Raw genomic sequence first — 16,821 nt, forward strand, 5'->3', positions numbered from 1 at the left:
GGGCGTCTGCTCGTCTGTCGGCCTCACGCGTGCGGGTGGCTGGACCCGTCCCGCACGCCACTGGCCTGGTGTCCTACCGGCCCCGACCCCCGCGTGCCGCGCCTCGCATCGTCCCCCCGCGTGCTCGCTCACGCTGCTCAGGTGAGGATGACCGCGACGCCGTGCGCGCGCAGGGCGCCGACGAGGCTGTCCGTCGCGTCTGCGTCGGTGACGAGGGTGTCGACCTGGGCCAGGTCGGCGAAGCTGACCGTCGCGTCCCGGCCGAGCTTGGTCGAGTCGGCGAGCACCACCACGTGCCTCGCGGCGCGGACCAGAGCGGCCTTGACCGCTGCCTCGTCGGCGTCAGGGGTCGAGAAGCCGTGGTCGACGCTGATGCCGTTCGCGCCGAGGAACGCGACGTCGACCCTGAGCCGTCCGATCGATCGCACGGTCTCGGCGCCGACAGCAGCCTGGGTAGGGGTCCGCACCCTCCCGGGCAGGAGGTGGAGCTGCACGTGCGGCAGGACCGCGACCCGCGACGCGACGGGTACCCCGTGGGTGAACACGGTGAGTCGCGCGTCGCGGGTCAGGAGGGCCGCGAGCCTGCTGGTGGTGCTGCCCGCATCGAGGACGACGCTCCCGCCGGAGTCCGGGAGCAGGTGCGTCGCCGCCCGGGCGATGCGTTCCTTCTCGCCCGCACGTGTCAGGTCTCGCTCGTCCAGCCCGCTCTCCACGACCGTCGGGACGGGCGTGAGGACCGCACCTCCGTGGACACGACGTACGACCCGTGCCGCAGCAAGAGCGCTGAGGTCGCGCCGGACCGTCTCTGTCGTGACGGCGAACTCGAGGGCCAGCTCGGCGACGGATGCCCGTCCAGACGACCTCACGAGATCGGCGATAGCCTGCTGGCGTTCTTCTGCGTACACAGGTCCTCCTCGGTGAGTCTTCTCGTCTGCCTGGCGGGCGATGCCGTCGACCGGGCTCAGGGGTTGACTGTCACCTTGATTGCCGTGCCGCTGCGCACCAGGTCGAGGGCGCTGAGTGCGTCCTCGAGGGGGATGCGGTGGGTGATGAGGTCGGCGACAGGTACCTGCCCTGTCGAGATGTACTCGAGCGCCCGCTTGTTGTGCTCGGGCGCAGAACCGTTCGCCCCGTGGATGTGCAGCTGGCGGTAGTGGACGACGTTCGAGTCGCAGCCGATCACAGGGTCGGTCTTCGGGAGTCCTCCGAAGAACGAGATGCGACCGTTGCGCGCGGCCATCGCGATGGCCTGCTCCTGGGCGACCTTCGCGGCCGTCGCGGTGATGACGACATCGGCTCCACGGCCGCCGGTCAGCTCCATGACTCGTGCGACGACGTCGACCTCTGACCCGTCGATGACCTCGTCCGGCCGTGCGACGGCCGCAGACATCGCGAGCCTGTCGGCGTTGACGTCGACGAGGTACACGGGTCCGCAGCCGTGGACGCCGCGCGCCACGCGGATGTGCATGCACCCGATCGGGCCGGCACCGAAGACGACCACGACGTCACCCTTCTCGATGCCGAGCTGCTCCTGGGCGTTGATCGCGCAGGCGAGCGGCTCCGCAGCCGAGGCCTCGTCGAGGGTGACGCCGTCGGGCACGCGGTTGAGGCCGTCGACCTTGAGGACCTGACGGGGGACGACCATGTACTCGGCGAACCCGCCCTCGTACTGGTAGCCCATCGAGGTCTGGTTCTCGCAGACCGCCATCCATCCCTTGCGGCACTCGTAGCAGTCCCCGCACGGCACGGCGGCGATGACCTGGACGCGGTCACCGATCTCCCAGTGCTGGTCGAAGGTCGCCTCGACCGCTGAACCCACCTCGACGACCTCGCCGGCGATCTCGTGGCCGATCGTGCGTGGAGGGGTGAGGTTCTGGTGGCCGTTGTGGAAGATCTTGACGTCCGTGCCGCAGGTCGAGCAGCTGCGGACCCGGATCTTGACCTCGTCCGGTCCGCACTCAGGCTCGGGCCGCTCCTCCAGGCGTACATCTTCGGGCGCATAGAAACGTAGAGCCTTCATCGGTCCTCCTCGTGGCGGGTGGGTGCCGACCTCCGAAGGTCGACTTCTGCATCATAACCACAAGATCGGACATGTACGACCTCCGAGGTAGTTGGCATCGGTACCGTTTGTCGGCTTTACTGTGGGGAGTCGTGCTCGACCGTTGTCGCTGCCCAGGCAGCGACGTGCGGCGGCCACCCGTCTCAAGGAGGAGATATGCCCGAAGACCTCGACCTGCGCCCGGCCAGGGGAGGAGTGAGGGTCACCGTGCAGAAGCTCGGGACCGCGCTCTCGACGATGGTGCTGCCCAACATCGGTGCCTTCATCGCCTGGGGACTCATCACCGCCCTCTTCATCGAGACAGGGTGGGTGACGCTCGTCGGTGACGCCCTCGGCTACGACGGCGGCTACGGCCTCGTCGAGCACATCGGCGGGTGGGGAGCAGGGGCGGAGGGCACAGGGATCGTCGGACCGATGATCAGCTATCTGCTGCCGATCCTCATCGGCTACGCGGGTGGCCGGATGGTCTACGACGACACGGTCCGCGGCGGCGTCGTCGGAGCCATCGCGACGATCGGTGCGGTCACCGGCGCCGACGTACCGATGTTCCTCGGTGCGATGGTCATGGGGCCGCTCGGCGGCTGGACGATGAAGCGCCTCGACCTGCTCTGGCAGGACAAGATCCGGCCCGGTTTCGAGATGCTCGTCAACAACTTCGCCGCAGGCATCTGGGGCATGGTGCTCGCCATCGTCGGCTACGTGGTCGCAGGACCGTTCGTCGAGGCCTTCTCCACGGCTGCCGAGAAGGTCGTCGACTTCCTGGTCGAGAACAGCCTCCTGCCGCTCACCTCGGTCTTCGTCGAGCCGGCCAAGGTGCTGTTCCTCAACAATGCGATCAACCACGGGGTCTTCACCCCGCTCGGCACGGCTGAGGCGACCCGCGACGGTGAGTCGATCCTGTTCCTCATCGAGGCGAACCCGGGACCGGGGCTGGGGCTGCTCCTCGCCTTCGCGGTCTTCGGCTCAGGTGTCGCGCGCGCCTCCGCGCCCGGCGCCGCGATCATCTCCTTCGTCGGGGGGATCCATGAGATCTACTTCCCGTACGTCCTCATGAAGCCGAGGCTCATCCTGGCTGTCGTCGCCGGCGGCATGGCAGGCGTCGCCACCAACCTGGTCTTCGGCTCAGGCTTGCGCGCCCCGGCTGCCCCAGGCTCGATCATCGCGGTGCTCATCCAGTCACCCGTGGGCAGCCTGGTCGGGGTCATCGCGTCCGTGGTCGCCGCGACGGGTGTGACCTTCGCCGTGGCGGCGGTGCTGCTCAAGCTCGACAGGTCAGGTTCTGACGACCTCGCTGCCGCCACCGCAGACATGGAGTCGAGGAAGGGCCGCTCGTCAGTCGCCTCTGCTGTGCTCGGACGCAGTGCGGCTGCCCCGACAGGCACCGGTGAGATCCGGAGCATCGTCTTCGCCTGCGACGCCGGGATGGGGTCTTCGGCGATGGGCGCCTCGGTGCTGCGCAAGAAGGTCCGGGAGGCGGGCTTCGACTCCGTCACGGTCGTCAACAAGGCGATCTCCAGCCTCACCGACACCGTCGACCTGGTCGTCACGCACCAGGACCTCACCGAGCGCGCGATGCAGCGAACCCCGAGCGCGATCCACGTGTCCGTCGACAGCTTCATGGCGAGCCCGCGGTACGACGACGTCGTCGAGATGCTCCGGCAGGGGGCGGCCGGTGCAGGCTCCCCGGCGCCGTCGACAGGGACCACCGACGAGGCCGGTCCGAGCGCCGGACGTGACGGGTCTCGACAGGCCGACGACACCTCCAGGGTCTCCGCCCCGGCCGTGCTCGCTCTCGACTCGATCGTCCTGGAGGGCCGGGCGACCACCCGAGACGCGGCGATCGAGGAAGCAGGGCAGCTGCTGGTCGCCGAAGGTGCTGTGCCAGACGCCTACGTGCTCGCGATGCACGACCGGGAGCGCTCTGTCTCGACCTACATGGGCAACGGCCTCGCGATCCCGCACGGGACGGACGAGGCGAAGAGGCTCGTGCTCCGCACGGCGATCTCCTACGTGAGGTACCCGGCCACCGTGACGTGGGACGGCGAGCGACATGCTGAGTTCGTCGTCGCTGTCGCCGGGACGGGGGACGACCACCTCAGGGTGCTGTCGAGGCTGGCCAAGATCTTCGTGGACCCCGAGCAGGTAGAACAGCTGCGCCTGGCCCAGACCCCGGAGCAGGTGCACGCGCTGCTCGACGGCGTGAGGCCCGGCTAGAGCAGCAGAAGACCAGGTGCCACGCGCTCGCTGAGCTGCGTGACACCTGGTCTTCTGGTCGGCGCCGGTCCCGGCACCGACAGCCGCGCCTGCACCCGAGGTCGTGACAGCCGGTGCTCGCGCCGATGCGCAGAGCTGCGTGCGCCGTCGCTCGCGCAGGCAGAGATCCGCAGAGAAGGACTCAGCAGCCGCCGCGGAGCGTCAGCAGCCGCCGCGGCGGGTGAGGGCGACCTCGACGAGGCCGGCCACCGTGGGGAGGCACGAGCCGCAGCCTCCGCCGGCACGGGTGAGGACCTGGACGTCGTCGAGGCTGGAGCAGGCACCGCCGCAGACGACACCACGGATCTCGCCAGCGCTGACGTTGTTGCACGAGCACACGAGGGTGTCGTCGGTGATCGCGTCGCAGGCCTCCGCGTCGAGCGGGACCACGGGGACGGCGTCTGCCGGGGTCTCGTCGAGCATGAGGCGCAAGGCGGCCAACGGGTCCAGGGTGCCCGAGGTGTCAGGGGCCACAGAGGCGTCAGCAGCGGGGTAGGTCTGTGCCTGGTTCTCCATGCCTCCATCGTCCCGGACAGGGTGTCAGATCAGGTGGGACCTTAGGCCTCGCGCGCTCGCGCGAGCGGCGCGGCGGAGCGGCCCGCGCGATGGCAGACTGGTGGGATGGCAGAACGCAGGTGCACATGAGCGGCGACACCCTCCGGGTGGCGATGCTCTCTGTGCACACCTCCCCGCTCGAGCAGCCTGGCACGGGCGACGCCGGTGGCATGAACGTCTACGTCACCGAGCTGTCCCGTGCGCTCGCCGCGAGCGGCGCCGAGGTCGAGATCTTCACGCGGCGCACGTCGTCTGCGCAGCCTGCCGTCGTCGAGGTGGGCGAGGGGATCCTCGTCAGGCACATCACGGCCGGGCCCTTCGAAGGTCTCGACAAGAACGACCTCCCCGGGCAGCTCTGCTACTTCTCCGCGGGTGTCCTGCGGACCGAGGCGGCGCGCACCGAGGGCTGGTACGACGTCGTCCACTCGCACTACTGGTTGTCCGGCCAGGCAGGGATGCTCGCGGCCGACCGCTGGAACGTCCCTCTCGTGCACTCGATGCACACGATGGCCCTCGTGAAGAACGGGGCCCTCGCCCCGGGCGACCAGCCCGAGCCCTCGGGGCGCGTGATCGGCGAGGAGCAGGTCGTCGAGGTCGCCGACGCCCTCGTGGCCAACACGGCGGCAGAGGCCGAAGACCTCGTCTCGCACTACGCGGCCGACCCGACCCGGGTGCACGTGGTCAGCCCGGGGGTCGACCTCGAGACCTTCAGCCCGCACGCCCCTGCGGGGAGCGACGGGGCGCGGCCCTCACCCGCCGCCGAGCGCGCCGCGCTCGGCCTCCCTCTCGACCGCAAGGTCGTCGTCTTCGCAGGTCGGGTCCAGCTGCTCAAGGCGCCCGACGTCCTCGTCCGGGCCCTCGGTGTCATGGCCGACCACGGCGAAGACCTGCCTCTGCTCGTCGTCCTCGGGGGAGCGAGCGGCCGGCCGACGGCGCTGCGCGAGCTCGAGGCGCTCGCCCACCAGGTGGGTGTGACCGACGACGTCCTGTTCCACCCTGCTGTCTCCAGGTCCGAGCTGGCCCGCTGGTTCCGGTGCGCCGACCTCGTCGCCGTGCCCTCGCGCAGCGAGTCCTTCGGGCTGGTCGCCGTGGAGGCCCAGGCCTGCGGGACCCCTGTCGTCGCCGCAGACGTGGGCGGGCTGCGGACTGCTGTCCAGGACGGCCGGTCCGGTGTGCTCGTGCCCGACCACGACCCGCACCTGTGGGCAGCGGTCCTGCGCGACCTCCTGCGGGACCCGGAGCGGCTCGCCGCGCTCTCGCGCGGAGCGGTCGAGGTGGCCGCAGGCTTCAGCTGGGAGACGACCGCCGAGCAGACCATCAAGGTGTACGAGCAGTCGCGCAGGGCCTGACGTCCACGGGCCGAAGGGCCCGAGCACCTGTCGCCGAGATGCGGCAGGATGGACTCATGACATACACCCTTGTGCTGCTCCGCCACGGCGAGAGCGAGTGGAACGCGAAGAACCTGTTCACCGGCTGGGTGGACGTGAACCTGTCCGAGAAGGGCGTCGCCGAGGCCAAGCGCGGCGGCAAGATGCTCACCGACGCCGGGATCCTCCCCGACGTCGTGCACACCTCCCTGCTGCGCCGCGCGATCACGACCGCGAACCTCGCGCTCGACGCGGCCGACCGCCACTGGATCCCGGTCAAGCGCAGCTGGCGCCTCAACGAGCGCCACTACGGTGCGCTCCAGGGCAAGGACAAGAAGCAGACGCTCGCCGAGTTCGGCGAAGAGCAGTTCATGCTGTGGCGCCGTTCCTTCGACGTCCCGCCGCCCGCGATCGAGCTCGGCTCCGAGTTCTCGCAGGACACCGACCCCCGCTACGCCGACGCCCCCGTCGTCGCGACCGAGTGCCTCAAGGACGTCCTCGAGCGCGCCCTCCCGTACTGGGACGGCGAGGTCGTGAGCGACCTCCGCGCCGGCAAGACCGTCCTGGTCGCCGCGCACGGCAACTCGCTCCGCGCGATCGTCAAGCACCTCGACGGCATCTCGGACGAGGACATCGCCGGCCTCAACATCCCGACGGGCATCCCGCTCGTCTACGAGCTCGACGAGAACTTCGTGCCGACCGTCAAGGGCGGCACGTACCTCGACCCCGACGCCGCAGCCGCTGCTGTCGCCGCGGTCGCCAACCAGGGTCGCTGACCCCCCAGCACGCAAGGGCCGCTGACCCTCCAGCAGGCCAGGGTCGCTGACCCTCGAGCACGCCCTCCGGGGCCGGTCCACGGACCGGCCCCGGACGCACAGACAGGTGTGGGCGCCTTCCCCGCGGGGAAGGCGCCCACACCTGTCTGCGTCGACGACCGCGCCTGAGCGTGTCCGTCAGCGCGCCGGTCGATCAGCACAGCTCGATCAGTGCAGCTCGATCAGCGCAGCTCGGTCAGCTCACCTCGGTGAGCGCAGCCGGATCAGCGCAGCTCGACCCGAGCGCGCGGGTCAGGACGCCGTGGCCGGGCGTCCGCGCTCCTCGGCGAAGTCACCGGTGACGAGGTACACCACGCGGCGCGCGACCGACACACCGTGGTCGCCGAAGCGCTCGTAGTAGCGGCCGACGAGCGTGACGTCGACGGTCTCCTGCGTGGTGCCGTCCCACGAGTCCGAGAACAGCGACTGGAACGTGTCCTGGTGCAGCTGGTCGAGCAGGTCGTCGTCACGCTGGATGTTGCTCGCGACCTCGAGGTCGCGCGTGGTGAGCAGCGTCGTGGTGCGGCGGGCGACGCGGGTCGCGGCGTCCTGCATCGCTGCGAAGGTGCCCTCGACCAGCGGCGACATCGCGTGCTGCGGGAAGCGTCCGCGGGCCACCTGGGCGATGTGCCGTGCGAGGTCGCCCATCCTCTCGAGCGACGCGCTCATGCGCAGCGCGGACACGACGACCCGCAGGTCGGTCGCGACGGGCTGCTGCTGGGCGAGGAGCAGCACGCAGCGCTCGTCCAGGTCTCGCTCGAGCTGGTCGATCCGGCGGTCGTCGGCGATGACCGACTGCGCCAGCTGCAGGTCAGCCGTGAGGAGCGCGACCCCAGCCCTGCTGATCGCTGACTCGACCAGCCGGCTCATGTCGGCCAGGTCGTCACCGATCTGCTGGAGCTCGGCTTCGAAGATCTCACGCATGTCGTCCCTCTCGTGGTGTGATGGACCACGGTCCCAAGCCCAGGTGTGGCCGCGGGGTCCGACGGGTGAACGCGTCGGAGCCGCAAGATGAACACTGCGTGACGCGCCGGCTCGCGAACCGCAGGATCTAGCCCTCCGTGCCGACGCGGCGCACCGAGAACCCCGCGACCTGACCGTACCCTGAGCACGTGGATGGGTACGAGGTCGTCGTCGTAGGGCTGCTCGGTCTGCTGACCGGGCTGATCGCTGCGCTCGCGTTCCGCTTCAGCGAGCACCAGCAGCGCACAGTGCCGGAGCAGGAGCCAGGTGAGCTGGACGCCGGGGTGGTCCGGGTGCTCGCCGTGCTGCGCTCTGCCGCGATCGTGCTCGGCCCCGACGACAGGGTCGTCCGGGCGAGCGCCCCGGCCTACGCGCTCGGGGTCGTCCGGGACGACGCGATCGTGCACGCCGCGATCCGCGACATGATCGCCTCGGTCCGTCGGGACGGGGTGATCGCCGACGACGAGCTCGAGCTGCCGCGCGGCCCGATCGGCCGAGGACGCGTCATGCTCCAGGTCCGTGTGGCCAACCTCGACAGCAACCACGTCGTCGTCCTCGCGGAGGACCGCACCGAGGCGCGCCGGATCGAGGCGATCCGCCGGGACTTCACGGTCAACGTCTCGCACGAGCTCAAGACCCCTGTCGGCGCGATCGCGCTCCTCGCCGAGACCATGCAGGACGCCGCAGACGACCCCGACGCCGTCCGCCACTTCGCAGGGCGCATGCAGAAGGAGTCGATGCGCCTCGGCGCGCTCGTCCACGAGATCATCGAGCTGTCCAGGCTGCAGGTCGCCGGTGCGCTCCAGGAGGTCGGGGTGATCTGCGTCGACGACGTCGTCCGCGAGTCGGCCGACAGGTCCCGGGTCGTCGCGCAGGCCAAGGAGGTCACCCTCACCGTCGGCGAGGACACCGGCCTGACCGTCTACGGCGACCACGCGCTGCTCGTCACCGCGGTCCGCAACCTCCTCGACAACGCCGTGGCCTACTCGGACGCGGGGACGCGCGTCGGCATCGGTGTCTCGTCCCACGACGGTCTCGTCGAGATCGCCGTCGTCGACCAGGGGATCGGCATCTCCGAGGCTGAGCAGAGCCGGGTCTTCGAGCGCTTCTACAGGGTCGACCCCGCACGCTCCCGCGACACCGGCGGCACAGGCCTCGGCCTGAGCATCGTCAAGCACGTCGCCGCCGACCACGGCGGAGACGTGAGCATCTGGTCCGAACCGGGCCGGGGCTCGACCTTCACGCTGCGGATCCCCGCGGCACACGTCCCGGCGACTGCCGAGACGTCGACGGCCGGCGACGCCGGCACCCCGGACAAGGAGGTGGATGCGTGACCCGCATCCTGGTGGTCGAGGACGAAGAGTCCTACCGCGAGCCGCTCACGTACCAGCTGACCCGCGAGGGCTACGACGTCGTCGCGGTCGCCGACGGCACAGCGGCCCTCGCCGCCTACGACGACGGCGGCGCGGACCTCGTGCTGCTCGACCTCATGCTGCCCGGGCTCTCGGGCACCGAGGTCTGCCGCGAGCTGCGTCAGCGCGGTGACGTCCCGGTGATCATGCTCACCGCCAAGGACGGCGAGATCGACAAGGTCGTGGGGCTCGAGCTCGGGGCCGACGACTACGTGACCAAGCCGTACTCCTTCCGGGAGCTCCTCGCCCGGGTGCGCGCGGTCCTGCGCCGTAGGCAGCCTGCCTCGACCGTCGAGGACGAGGACTCTCCGGAGCTCTTCGGTGCTGGCCCGGTCCAGATGGACGTCGACCGCCACGTCGTCACCGTGCGCGGTGAGCTCGTCTCCCTCCCGCTCAAGGAGTTCGACCTCCTCGAGTTCTTGCTGCGCAACGCAGGGCGGGTGCTCACCCGGGGTCAGCTCATCGACAGGGTGTGGGGCTCGGACTACGTGGGGGACACCAAGACCCTCGACGTGCACGTCAAGCGTCTGCGCGCGAAGATCGAGGTCGACCCGGCCTCGCCCGAGCTCCTCCAGACCGTCCGCGGCCTGGGTTACAAGCTCGTCGACGACTGACCCTCGCGACGCGTCGCAGACGGGGCGAGTGTGGTCGCACTGTTCACCTCCCGTTCACCCGGGCACCCTCCTCGCGTCATCCTCGGTCCTTAGCGTCTGTCTCGTCAGCAGAACAGACTGCAGACCACAGACTTTGAGGATGGGTAAGACAGTGAAGCGTGTGAACAACCGCAACCTCGCCGCCGTCGTGCTGGCCGGGGCGCTCGCCGCGACCCTCGCCGCCTGCGGCGCCGACGCCACGACGCCCGCCGCGACCGGCTCCGCCGGTGACGGTGCCTCCTCCGACGCCGCGACGGACCTCTCCGGCAACCTCGCCGGAGCAGGCGCGAGCTCGCAGGAGAAGGCCATGGGTGGCTGGATGGCCACCTTCACGCAGACCGCCCCGGACGTGGCAGTCAGCTACGACGCCGTCGGCTCGGGCGGTGGCCGCGAGCAGTTCCTCTCCGGCGGCGTGCTCTTCGCCGGCTCGGACGCCGCTCTCAAGCCCGAAGAGGTCACCTCCGCGCAGGAGCGCTGCTTCGGCGGCGAGGCCATCGAGCTCCCGCTGTACATCAGCCCCATCGCGGTCGTCTACAACCTCCCGGGCGTCGACACCGACAACATCCAGATGTCCGCCAAGACCATCGCGAACATCTTCAACGGCACCATCACCTCGTGGGACGACCCCGCGATCGCCGCGGAGAACGAGGGCGTCGAGCTCCCGGCCACGCCGATCATCCCGGTCAACCGCAACGACGAGTCGGGCACCACCGAGAACTTCACCGAGTACCTCTCGGCGGCGTCCGAGGGTGCTTGGACCTACGAGCCGAGCGGCGACTGGCCCATCTCGGGCACGCAGTCCGGCTCCAAGACCTCGGGCCTCATCGACACCGTCACCGGTGCCGAGGGCGCGATCGGCTACGCCGACGCCTCGCAGGCCGGAGACCTCGGGACCGTCGCCCTCAAGGTCGGCGAAGAGTACGTGCCGTTCTCGCCCGAGGCTGCGGCCAAGGTCGTCGACGCCTCGCCGCGTGCCGAGGACGCGACCGACAACCGTCTGGTCGTCGAGCTCGACCGCACCACCACCGAGGCCGGCGCCTACCCGCTCGTCCTCATCTCGTACTCGGTCGCCTGCTCGCAGTACGACAACGAGTCGGACGCCGCGAACGTGCGTGCCTTCTTCAACTACATCGCGAGCGAAGAGGGTCAGGCCGTCGCCGCTGACCCGAGCGTCGCGGGCTCGGCCCCGATCTCGGACACCCTCCGCGAAGAGGTCCTGGCAGCAGTCGACGCGATCACCGTCGCCGGCTGACCAGCGCTGACCCACAGGCCGCGTCCGGTGCGAACCGGACGCGGCCACGGTGCGCTCAGGAGGTCTGAGCGCACAGGGCCCCAGACGGGGCCGGCACGAACCAGCGACACCCTGCACCGACCACCGGGGCCCACGGCCCCACCAGCTGACGGAGATCCCGTGGCCGTTCTGAGCCCCGCACCGACCAAGAAGTCCCCTGAGGAAGAGCCCGCCGTGAAGCAGAACAAGGGTGGGTTCGCAGGTCGGCTGTTCCAGTTCCTGTCGACAGCGGCAGGCGTCACCATCTTGGTGACCCTCGCGGCCGTCGCCGCGTTCCTGGTGATCCGCGCCTGGCCGGCCCTCACCGCCTCGCCCGAAGAGCTCCAGAAGATCTCGTGGTTCAACTCCGACTCGATCCTCGGGTACACGGGGCCGCTGATCTTCGGCACGCTCCTGGCCTCGGTGCTCGCCCTCGGTATCGCCGTCCCGCTCGCCCTCGGCATCGCGCTGTTCATCTCGCACTACGCCCCTCGCCGCCTGGCGCAGGGGCTCGGCTACGTGATCGACCTGCTCGCCGCGATCCCCTCGGTCGTCTACGGCCTGTGGGGTGCGCTGTGGCTCGCGCCCGTGCTGGACCCGGTGTTCCGCTGGATGACGGACTTCCTCGGCTTCATCCCGCTCTTCGCCGGCTACCAGCCGCCCGCCAAGAACATCCTCACGGCGTCGGTGGTCCTGGCGGTCATGATCTTGCCGATCATCACCGCGGTCGCCCGCGAGGTCTTCCTCCAGACGCCCCGCCTGCACGAGGAGGCCGCCCTGGCCCTCGGCGCCACCCGCTGGGAGATGGTCCGCATGGCCGTCCTGCCCTTCGGCCGCTCCGGGCTCATCAGCGCCTCGATGCTCGGTCTGGGCCGCGCGCTCGGCGAGACGATGGCTGTGCTGATGATCCTGTCGCCCGGTTTCCTGTACTCCTTCCACCTGCTCAAGCCGGGTCAGCACCAGTCGATCGCCGCGAACATCGCCTCGAAGTTCCCGGAGGCCTCGGGCCTGTCGGTCAACGCACTCATCGCGACGGGTCTGGCGCTGTTCGTCATCACCCTCGCGGTCAACATGCTCGCCCGCTGGATCATCTCTCGCCGCAGCGAGTTCTCAGGAGCCAACTGATGACCACCGCCCCCCTGATCTCGACCCCCGCCCCGCTGCCCGAGGGCCCGCGGCCCGGAGCCCTCGACGCCGGACGTCGACGCTCCCGCCTCGCGTCCTGGGTCCCGTGGGCCGTCGCCGGCGGCTCGGTCGTCGTGTCCTTCCTCGTGGTGCTCGTCCTGGGGACCCCGACCGTCGCCTCGGTCGTCGCCCTCGCCGCGGTGCTCTACGCGGTGTCGATCAGCGTCGTCTCCCGCATCGTCGAGGGCCCGCGCTGGGCTGCCGACCGTGTCGCGACCACCCTGGTGACCTTCGCCTTCGGCATCGCGCTCATCCCGCTGGTGTCGCTGCTGTGGACCGTGCTGCAGAAGGGCTCGACGCTCTTCTCCTTCACCTTCCTCAACACGAACATGCTCGGCGTCTTCGGAGACATGACCGAGGGCGGTGTCTACCACGCGATCGTGGGCACCGTGCTCATCACGACGGCGGCCGCGGTGATCTCCGTCCCGGTCGGCATCCTCACGGCGGTCTACCTCGTCGAGTACGGACGCGGGCCGCTCGCCAAGGGCATCACCTTCCTCGTCGACGTCATGACGGGCATCCCGTCGATCGTCGCGGGCCTCTTCGCCTTCGCGCTGTTCACGCAGGTCTTCGGCCCGGCCTACCGCGCCGGGATCATGGGTGCTGCGGCGCTCTCGCTGCTCATGACCCCCGTGGTGATCCGCTCGGTCGAGGAGATGCTGCGCCTGGTCCCGAACGAGCTGCGCGAGGCGTCCTACGCCCTCGGTGTGCCCAAGTGGCTGACCATCGTCAAGGTCGTGCTCCGCACGGCTATCGCCGGGATCGTCACGGGTGTCATGCTGGCTGTGGCACGCGTCATCGGTGAGACGGCGCCCCTGCTGCTCACTGTCGGCATCATCACCCAGGTGAACTGGGACCTGTTCGACGGTCGCATGACCACGCTCCCCGTCTTCGCGTACAACCAGTACTCGCAGGGCGGCGTCGGGGTCGACCGCGCCTGGGCCGCAGCGCTCACCCTGATCCTCATCGTCATGCTGCTCAACGTGCTCGCACGCCTGATCAGCCGCTTCTTCTCCCCGAAGGCTTCTCGCTGAGACTGCCCTCTCACCGAGTCCGCACAGAAAGGCACCACATGTCCAAGCGCATCGAGGTCAACGACCTCAACGTCTACTACGGGGACTTCCTCGCGGTCGAGGACGTGTCGATGACGATCGAGGCCAGGTCGGTCACGGCGCTCATCGGCCCCTCAGGCTGTGGCAAGTCGACCTTCCTGCGGACGCTCAACCGCATGCACGAGGTGATCCCGGGGGCGCGCGTCAAGGGCAAGGCCGTTATGGACGGGCAGAACCTCTACGCCGCCGACGTCGACCCCGTCGAGGTCCGGCGCCAGGTGGGCATGGTCTTCCAGCGCCCGAACCCCTTCCCGACGATGTCGATCGCCGAGAACGTGCTGGCCGGCGTCAAGCTCAACAACAAGCGGATCTCGAAGTCCGACGCCGAGGACCTCGTCGAGCAGTCGTTGAGCAAGGCGAACCTCTGGAAAGAGGTCAAGGACCGTCTCGCCCGCCCGGGCTCGTCGCTCTCCGGTGGTCAGCAGCAGCGTCTCTGCATCGCCCGGGCGATCGCGGTAAAGCCTGACGTCCTGCTCATGGACGAGCCCTGCTCGGCCCTCGACCCGATCTCGACGCTCGCCATCGAAGACCTCATGGCTGAGCTCAAGGACGACTACACGATCGTCGTGGTCACCCACAACATGCAGCAGGCTGCGCGCGTGAGCGACCGGACGGCGTTCTTCAACATCGCCGGCACGGGCAAGCCCGGCAAGCTCATCGAGATGGACGACACCTCGACGATGTTCTCGTCGCCGTCGCAGCAGGCCACCGAGGACTACATCTCGGGCCGCTTCGGGTGATCGTCGCTCCTGGTCCCGCTGCCAGGCGCTCTTCGGGGGGAGAGCGCAGGGTGGCGGGGCCAGGCTCGCGTCCCGCGTGAGCCGCACGGGACCACGACGTGGTCCGTGCCTCGTGCAGGGCGGGCWGCGTGCTGCGAGCCGCTCCTCTGAGCCGTCGCGCTGCTGTCTTCTGCTGGTGGTCGGGAGACCTCAGGGCATCTGGGGCGAGGGGATCGAGGAGATCACGTCGCGGTACTCCGGCAGCGTGCCGTCGAGGACGGGGACGGCGACCGAGGTCATGACACCGCTCGGGTCGGTGATGGTCATGGGCAGGTTCGAGCCCGGGGCGACGGGGACGGCCTCGAAGAAGGTCGCGGTGCCGTCGGCGAAGAAGTTCACGGTGTCGCGGCCGTCGATCGGCACGCCGAGGGACGCCGTACCGTCGGCGGTCGCGAGGAGCAGCTCGCCCGGCTCGGCGCTCGAGTTCGTGGCGCCGCCCAGCAGCCGGCCTGGCTCGCCCTCACCCTCGGTGACGAGCATGAGGTTCTCGACAGTCATGGTCCCGGCGACGGCCCGGACGCCGTCCGAGGCGGCGTACGGCTTGTCCGTGGTCACGGGGGAGCACGCGGACAGCACGAGCCCGAGGCCGACGACGCCGGCGGCCAGTGCTGCGCGGGACTTCTTGGTCTGACGGATCACTCGTACTCCTGTGTCGGTGTGCGGACAGCGCGCCTGGCGCGCGAGCACGCCGGCAGTCTGCCGCAAGCCTAGTTCGTCTGCCGATCCCCAGGAAGTCAAGGGCCTATGGTCCGTGCCACAGATCTGACGTCTCGCGCTGCGACGTCGTCTCGCGGGCTGACCGGTGCCTCCTGGCGCGCAGCCGGTGGCGTGCGGCGACCGCGCGGTGACCACGCGGCGACCACGCGACGACCGGGCTGCGTGGGGTGCTCGTGCGGACCGCTGCCCCGGTCGAGGACCGGCTCCGCGTTCAGGGGACGTCGCGACGGGCGCGGAATTTCAACGTTCTGCCGTGGTAAGATGGATATCCGCGAAAGGGGACTGCCACAGATGACGTTCACAGTTGGGGAGACCGTTGTCTACCCGCACCACGGTGCCGCTCTGATTGAAGAGATCAAGACTCGCACCATCCGCGGCGAGGACAAGCTCTACCTGAAGCTCAAGGTAGCGCAGGGGGACCTGACCATCGAGGTCCCCGCTGAGAACGTCGACCTCGTCGGCGTCCGTGACGTGGTGGGCCAGGAAGGTCTCGACCGCGTGTTCGAGGTCCTCCGTGCCCCGTACACCGAAGAGCCCACGAACTGGTCTCGCCGGTACAAGGCCAACGTCGAGAAGATCGCCTCGGGCGACGTCATCAAGGTGGCCGAGGTCGTCCGCGACCTCTCCCGTCGCGACGCCGACCGCGGCCTCTCCGCAGGCGAGAAGCGCATGCTGGCCCGCGCCCGCCAGATCCTCGTGTCGGAGCTCGCTCTCGCCGAGCACACCGAAGAGGAGAAGGCCGAGGCCATCCTCGACGAGGTCCTCGCGTCCTGACGGACCGCGTCGACCACCCTGGAACCCGTCCCATGACTCCGTCGGCCGTCGCGGTCCTCACCGCGGCCGGCTCCGGCGCCCGTCTCGGTCTCGGGTACCCCAAGGCGCTGGCAGAGCTGGCGGCGTGCACCCTCGTGGGGCACGCCGCCAGTCGTCTGTCTGCTTCCGGCGAGATCACCCAGATCGTCGTGACAGCGCCTGCTGAGCACCACGGCGCTGTGAGCGACGCGCTCTCCGCGACCCCGGGCGTCACCGTCCCGTGGCGGGTGGTCGAGGGCGGACCGAGCAGGCAGGCCTCGGTCGCCGCCGGCCTCGCCGAGCTCGCCCGCACCATGGACGCGGTCGCCCCCTACGACGTGGTGCTCGTGCACGACGCAGCGCGCCCGCTCGCCTCAGCCGCTCTCGTCTCGCGGGTCGTCGCAGCCGTCCGCGAAGGTGCCGGTGCTGTGGTGCCTGGACTGCCCGTGACCGACACGATCAAGTCGGTCGCAGTGTCGGCCGACGGTCCTGAACGCGTCACCGGGACCGTGGACAGGTCGGTGCTGCGCGCCGTCCAGACCCCCCAGGGCTTCGCGTGGGACTTGCTGCTGCGGGCCCACGAGGCAGGCGCTGACCGCGCGCAGGACGAGTCGACGGCCGCGACCGACGACTCCTCGCTCGTCGAGGCTCTCGGCGAGGCCGTCCACGTGGTGCCGGGCGAGGCCGCTGCGCTGAAGATCACGACCACCTACGACCTCGCCGTCGCCGGGCTGCTGCTCGCGGAGGCTGTGGCCGGCACGGACGCGGCTGACACCGGCAGTCCGGTCACGAGCCAGCCCACGACCGCCGTGCCGACGACCGGCGTGCCCAAGACCGCCGTGCCGACGACCGGCGCGTGACCATCCCGTCCGACGACCGGAGCAGCAGA

The 16,821-nt window shown here is 69.9% G+C and carries 16 protein-coding genes; 11 read left to right on the forward strand and 5 right to left on the reverse strand.

The genetic code is table 11. From position 1 onward, the window contains the following. Positions 1-137: 137 nt before the first annotated feature. Positions 138-905: a DeoR/GlpR family DNA-binding transcription regulator gene (locus ASG53_RS02570; protein ID WP_056128060.1), complete on the reverse strand. Its 768-nt coding sequence runs from the start codon at positions 903-905 to the stop codon at positions 138-140. A 56-nt stretch (positions 906-961) separates the two neighbouring features. Next, a complete protein-coding gene (locus ASG53_RS02575; protein ID WP_056128063.1) occupies positions 962-2,020 on the reverse strand; it encodes a zinc-dependent dehydrogenase in 1,059 nt (352 codons plus the stop codon). Positions 2,021-2,215: 195 nt separating this feature from the next. Here ASG53_RS02575 and ASG53_RS02580 point away from each other — a divergent pair, with 195 nt between their 5' ends. After that, positions 2,216-4,273, forward strand: a complete 2,058-nt coding sequence (locus tag ASG53_RS02580; protein WP_056128067.1) for a PTS mannitol transporter subunit IICBA — start codon at positions 2,216-2,218, stop codon at positions 4,271-4,273. A gap of 201 nt (positions 4,274-4,474) precedes the next feature. On the opposite strand, the gene ASG53_RS02585 is transcribed toward ASG53_RS02580, so the two are convergent. After that, complete coding sequence (locus ASG53_RS02585; protein WP_056128070.1) at positions 4,475-4,828, reverse strand: (2Fe-2S)-binding protein; 354 nt, start codon at positions 4,826-4,828, stop codon at positions 4,475-4,477. A 125-nt stretch (positions 4,829-4,953) separates the two neighbouring features. Here ASG53_RS02585 and mshA point away from each other — a divergent pair, with 125 nt between their 5' ends. Together mshA and ASG53_RS02595 are read left to right on the forward strand one after the other, a co-directional pair. Then, positions 4,954-6,216: a D-inositol-3-phosphate glycosyltransferase gene (gene mshA / locus ASG53_RS02590; protein ID WP_056128073.1), complete on the forward strand. Its 1,263-nt coding sequence runs from the start codon at positions 4,954-4,956 to the stop codon at positions 6,214-6,216. A gap of 56 nt (positions 6,217-6,272) precedes the next feature. Continuing rightward, entirely contained in the window at positions 6,273-7,010 is a 738-nt protein-coding gene (locus tag ASG53_RS02595; protein ID WP_056128076.1) for a phosphoglyceromutase, read from the forward strand. 291 nt (positions 7,011-7,301) lie between these two features. Here the strand turns inward: ASG53_RS02595 and phoU are convergent, their stop codons facing one another. Continuing rightward, a complete protein-coding gene (phoU, locus tag ASG53_RS02600) occupies positions 7,302-7,973 on the reverse strand; it encodes a phosphate signaling complex protein PhoU (protein WP_056128088.1) in 672 nt (223 codons plus the stop codon). Positions 7,974-8,161: 188 nt separating this feature from the next. On the opposite strand from phoU, the gene ASG53_RS02605 reads away from it, so the two are divergent. The 6 genes from ASG53_RS02605 to pstB all read left to right on the forward strand — a co-directional run bounded on the left by ASG53_RS02605 (position 8,162) and on the right by pstB (position 14,384). After that, positions 8,162-9,346 (forward strand): sensor histidine kinase, encoded by a 1,185-nt coding sequence (locus ASG53_RS02605; RefSeq protein ID WP_056128090.1) that lies wholly within the window; start codon positions 8,162-8,164, stop codon positions 9,344-9,346. Beyond that, on the forward strand, positions 9,343-10,038 hold the full coding sequence (locus ASG53_RS02610; protein ID WP_056128092.1) for a response regulator transcription factor: 696 nt from the start codon (positions 9,343-9,345) through the stop codon (positions 10,036-10,038). Before ASG53_RS02605 ends, ASG53_RS02610 begins: the two co-directional genes overlap by 4 nt. Before the next feature lie 139 nt (positions 10,039-10,177). Further along, positions 10,178-11,329, forward strand: a complete 1,152-nt coding sequence (locus ASG53_RS02615) for a phosphate ABC transporter substrate-binding protein PstS (protein WP_056128094.1) — start codon at positions 10,178-10,180, stop codon at positions 11,327-11,329. Between the two features lie 159 nt (positions 11,330-11,488). Then, a complete protein-coding gene (gene pstC / locus ASG53_RS02620) occupies positions 11,489-12,472 on the forward strand; it encodes a phosphate ABC transporter permease subunit PstC (RefSeq protein ID WP_056128096.1) in 984 nt (327 codons plus the stop codon). Beyond that, positions 12,472-13,566 carry a phosphate ABC transporter permease PstA gene (pstA, locus tag ASG53_RS02625; RefSeq protein ID WP_056128099.1) on the forward strand — a complete coding sequence of 365 codons (1,095 nt, stop codon included), beginning with the start codon at positions 12,472-12,474 and terminating at the stop codon, positions 13,564-13,566. The genes pstC and pstA overlap by 1 nt, the downstream gene beginning before the upstream one ends. A gap of 38 nt (positions 13,567-13,604) precedes the next feature. Further along, on the forward strand, positions 13,605-14,384 hold the full coding sequence (gene pstB, locus ASG53_RS02630) for a phosphate ABC transporter ATP-binding protein PstB (protein WP_056128102.1): 780 nt from the start codon (positions 13,605-13,607) through the stop codon (positions 14,382-14,384). Positions 14,385-14,573: 189 nt separating this feature from the next. Here pstB and ASG53_RS02635 read toward each other — a convergent pair whose 3' ends face one another. After that, positions 14,574-15,062, reverse strand: a complete 489-nt coding sequence (locus ASG53_RS02635; RefSeq protein ID WP_056128105.1) for a hypothetical protein — start codon at positions 15,060-15,062, stop codon at positions 14,574-14,576. 369 nt (positions 15,063-15,431) lie between these two features. Here ASG53_RS02635 and ASG53_RS02640 point away from each other — a divergent pair, with 369 nt between their 5' ends. Continuing rightward, positions 15,432-15,914, forward strand: a complete 483-nt coding sequence (locus tag ASG53_RS02640) for a CarD family transcriptional regulator (protein ID WP_012868146.1) — start codon at positions 15,432-15,434, stop codon at positions 15,912-15,914. Positions 15,915-15,946: 32 nt separating this feature from the next. Then, the gene (ispD, locus tag ASG53_RS02645; protein WP_082543732.1) at positions 15,947-16,792 is read left to right on the forward strand and encodes a 2-C-methyl-D-erythritol 4-phosphate cytidylyltransferase; all 846 of its coding nucleotides are present in this window, start codon (positions 15,947-15,949) and stop codon (positions 16,790-16,792) included. Positions 16,793-16,821: the final 29 nt, after the last annotated feature.

The organism is Sanguibacter sp. Leaf3 (genome assembly GCF_001425965.1).
Classification (GTDB): Bacteria; Actinomycetota; Actinomycetes; order Actinomycetales; family Cellulomonadaceae; genus Sanguibacter; species Sanguibacter inulinus.

Bases quoted from the DNA above. Each gene is read 5' to 3' on its own strand.
- pstB (WP_056128102.1), top strand. From the start codon at position 13,605: ATGTCCAAGCGCATCGAGGTCAACGACCTCAACGTCTACTACGGGGAC.
- phoU (WP_056128088.1), bottom strand. From the start codon at position 7,973: ATGCGTGAGATCTTCGAAGCCGAGCTCCAGCAGATCGGTGACGACCTG.
- pstA (WP_056128099.1), top strand. From the start codon at position 12,472: ATGACCACCGCCCCCCTGATCTCGACCCCCGCCCCGCTGCCCGAGGGC.
- ASG53_RS02580 (WP_056128067.1), top strand. From the start codon at position 2,216: ATGCCCGAAGACCTCGACCTGCGCCCGGCCAGGGGAGGAGTGAGGGTC.
- ASG53_RS02640 (WP_012868146.1), top strand. From the start codon at position 15,432: ATGACGTTCACAGTTGGGGAGACCGTTGTCTACCCGCACCACGGTGCC.
- ASG53_RS02595 (WP_056128076.1), top strand. From the start codon at position 6,273: ATGACATACACCCTTGTGCTGCTCCGCCACGGCGAGAGCGAGTGGAAC.
- ASG53_RS02575 (WP_056128063.1), bottom strand. From the start codon at position 2,020: ATGAAGGCTCTACGTTTCTATGCGCCCGAAGATGTACGCCTGGAGGAG.
- ispD (WP_082543732.1), top strand. From the start codon at position 15,947: ATGACTCCGTCGGCCGTCGCGGTCCTCACCGCGGCCGGCTCCGGCGCC.
- ASG53_RS02615 (WP_056128094.1), top strand. From the start codon at position 10,178: ATGGGTAAGACAGTGAAGCGTGTGAACAACCGCAACCTCGCCGCCGTC.
- ASG53_RS02585 (WP_056128070.1), bottom strand. From the start codon at position 4,828: ATGGAGAACCAGGCACAGACCTACCCCGCTGCTGACGCCTCTGTGGCC.
- mshA (WP_056128073.1), top strand. From the start codon at position 4,954: ATGAGCGGCGACACCCTCCGGGTGGCGATGCTCTCTGTGCACACCTCC.